The organism is Aeromonas sp. 1HA1 (genome assembly GCF_029237385.1).
Taxonomy (GTDB): Bacteria; Pseudomonadota; Gammaproteobacteria; order Enterobacterales; family Aeromonadaceae; genus Aeromonas; species Aeromonas popoffii.
In genome coordinates, this window is the sequence record NZ_JAACGC010000138.1 from 1 (window position 1) to 3,305 (window position 3,305).

2 protein-coding genes are annotated in these 3,305 nt (G+C 58.4%); both read right to left on the reverse strand.

What is annotated here, in order from left to right; all coding sequences use genetic code 11:
* Positions 1-91: 91 nt before the first annotated feature.
* Positions 92-1,975 carry a hypothetical protein gene (locus tag GWQ22_RS21035; RefSeq protein ID WP_275931566.1) on the reverse strand — a complete coding sequence of 628 codons (1,884 nt, stop codon included), beginning with the start codon at positions 1,973-1,975 and terminating at the stop codon, positions 92-94.
* Positions 1,976-2,029: 54 nt separating this feature from the next.
* Entirely contained in the window at positions 2,030-3,160 is a 1,131-nt protein-coding gene (locus GWQ22_RS21040) for a DUF6531 domain-containing protein (protein ID WP_275931567.1), read from the reverse strand.
* Positions 3,161-3,305: the final 145 nt, after the last annotated feature.

Genomic DNA, 3,305 nt, shown 5'->3' on the forward strand with positions numbered 1-3,305 from the left:
CAGGGCTCTGAGGGTAGAATTAGTCATGGCGTATCACCTCTGTTGATTGAGATTCTTCGCGGGAATCAATCAGCAGGATACGCCACCTCTTCTATCCCTCCGTACACCAGAAATGACCATAACTCCCACCAAATTGATAACTGTTTTCGGCAATCAGGTTGTTGGCCTGCCACAAGAATTCGGTGACATGCTCGCCGTTTACTCTACCCACCCTCTTGCGAATACGGCGGCCAAAGGCGTCGTAGTCATAATTGGCCGTGGTGCCATCCGGCAGTTCAGCCCTGACTAGCTGATGCTGGCAGTCGTAGTGATAGCGGGTAACCAGTGACTGGCCTTTACCCCGTCGCTCGATGGCCAATCGGCCAAATTCGTCGTACTCAAAATGGCGATCGCCACTCAACAGCAGCCGGTTACCCTGGGTGCGCGCCCCATCAAACTGGCCACCCAGCGTCTGGCTCAACAGGTTGCCCGCCGGATCGTGCAGGAACCGCTCGGTCAGTTCACCACGCACCTCCAGCAAGCGGTCCAGCGGGTCGTAGCGGTAGTGCTGCTCCCCTTGCACGCTGTCATTGATCTGCAGCAGATTGCCGGTGCGGTCATAGCCGTAACGCCGCTCACGTGCGACCTGTCTGCCCCGTTGCAGTCGCAGCGCCGTCAGGCGCCCCTGCTCGTCATATTCGTATTGCTGGGTCAGCGCCCCCTGGCTGCGGCGCATCTCCAATCCTCCAACCATCTGGTGGCGAGTCAGCTCGGCGCCGTTCAGATCAATCCCGCTTAGCTCGCCATGCAGGTAGTGGTAAGCCAGCTGGTTACCATCGGGCAGCTGCCAGTGGGACAGCCGCCCCATGGCATCATGCTTGAAATAGCTGGAAGCCCAGCCCTGATGCTCGGCCAGCAGATTGCCTGCAGTATCGTATTCAAAGGTGAGTGGCCAGGCGCCATCATCCACCTGGGTCAGCTGACCGTACTGGTCATAGCTGAACTGGATTTCACGGCCATCGGGCAAGGTTTTTGTCAGCAGCCGCCCCATGGGGTCTCGCTCATAGCGGGTGACCAGCTCGGTCTCCTGCTTGCCGAACTCGACCTTCTCGCTCAGGTGGCCGTTAAGGTCGTAGCGATAAGCGGTGGTGCGGCCATCAAAGCCGGTTTCCCGCGCGACCAGGCCATTGGGGAAGTAGTGAATGCGGTGCTGTTCGCCATGCTCGTTCTCAATCTCGCTCAAGAAGAGCTTGGCATTGTCGTAGCGATACTTAAGCTCACTGCCGTCCGGGTTGATGCGGCGGCTCACCAGATGCAGGCCGGGGTGATATTCGTAGCGGGTCTCGCGGCCCAGCTCGTCCCACTCGGCCGTCACCTTGCCGTAGGCGTTATATTCGAAACGGCGGATGCCACCACCAGGCAGATACACGGCTTGCAAGCGATCTGCCGCATTCCATTCATAACGGGTAATCGCGCCGCGCGGGTCGCGCCGTACTATCTGGCGACCCCGCTCGTCATAGCGCCAGCGGGTCACACCACCGTTGGCACCCTTCTCCTCAATCAGCTGCCCAAGGCGGTTCCAGCCCAGTTCGATGCGGCTGCCATCGGGTTGCACAACAGTGTTGAGCTTGCCTTGCGCGTTATAGCTGTAGCGAGTCTCCCGGCCAAGGGGATCCCGTCTTGCAATCACATCCCCTTGCTCGTTGCGTTCAAAACGCCACTCACGATCCCCCTGCACCACCTTGCGAACCCGACCATCCCAATAGTGATAGGCGGTCTGACTGCCATCGGGAGCAATCTCGCGCTCCAGCAAGCCCGCTTCGTCATAGTGGTAACGGGTTTCGCCCCCCAGCGCATCGCGGGTCAGCACTTTCTGACCCTTGTCGTTATAGACAAACTCGCTGACCGCACCGTCGGGATCTTGCTGACGGATCAGCCGGGCGTTGCTGTCATGCTGGTACACCTCCTGACTGCCATCAGCATTGCTGACCGTCACTTCACCCTTGTCATCATCCCAGGTGTAACTGACATCAAAACGGGCAACATCACTCTAGTGGCGAACCGCGCGCGCCAGCTTCCCTTCCCGCTCCCACTCCCAGAAAAAACCTGCGCCGCCCGCCAGTCGGCGCTCCAGGATCACCCCATCAGGGCGATAGCGGTAACGTTCGCACTCACCGGCCCCGTTTTCAGCCACCACCAGGTGCCCTGCATCGTCATAGTCATAACGTTGCAAGGTCGCTTCTGGCTGCCAGTTAATACCATCAAAATGCTGCAATTCGACAGCGGTCAGATATGCCTTTTGATAGACAATGTGAAGAGCCAGACCGCCCTCGTTTTCTATCCAGCAGGGGCGCCCCTGCTCATCAGCACGGATAGTGAGCCGGTTGCCATAAAGGTCCGACATGGCCGTCAGACGGCCTGTCTTGCCATGCCAGGTGAAATGCAGGAAGGGCGATCCCGCCTTGGCTACTATCACCTCGTCAGGCTCATCCCCCAGATAAACGGCCGCCTCTGACAACTGGTTGGTGATCATGGGTCTGGTTGCCGAAGGCATCGGCAACTCGATAGCAAGAGACTCTTGGTCCCACCAGGTCAGGCTATCTCCGTGACGTTCGAGCCGATGGGCCAGCGCATGACTCCACCCCGCCCCCATGCCACAGGAACGCTCAACAGCTGACGTGCGATAGAGGCGACCAAAGGTAAACGGCAACATGCCCGGCAGATGGGCATCCTCCAGCGCCAGCAACTCCTCGCCGGTGACCATGGACACAGGGCAGTTGTTCTTGCAGGTTTTGGCTTCAGGTTGATGGGGTTTATTGACCGGTGTTGTCGCCGTTTTCGAGGCATCTGGCGTCTTTTTAAGCTGCTTAAGCTCGGAATGGGGCTGGAATTTGCGCTTGGCTGCTGTCGCCTTTTCCACCAGTGTTTTGGCGCTGCCATCTACCAGTTTGAGATCCGCCTTCTTGGCAGGACTCAGCTTGGCAGACCCGGCGATCAACACCTTCTTGGCCGTTTGGGCATGTTGCGCCAGATTGTGCTTTTTGGAGAGATTGACCAGCGAGGTCACCAGACGCATCACTCTATCGCTGTTCTTGGCCGCTGAAGCCGCCTTGGCGCCATAACGGGCAGCAAGGCCAGCACCACCGGTCAAAATCACACCGATAATGACATCAATCAGCACAGAAGAGATCACCTGAGACGTAAGCGTCCAGCGAAGGCCGTATTGACAGGGGCGACAGGCTATTCAGCAGGTAGAGCAACACGCCAAGGCAGCAGTTCACTGACCCGGTTCACCGGCCAGTCTGCGATCACATTCAATACATGTC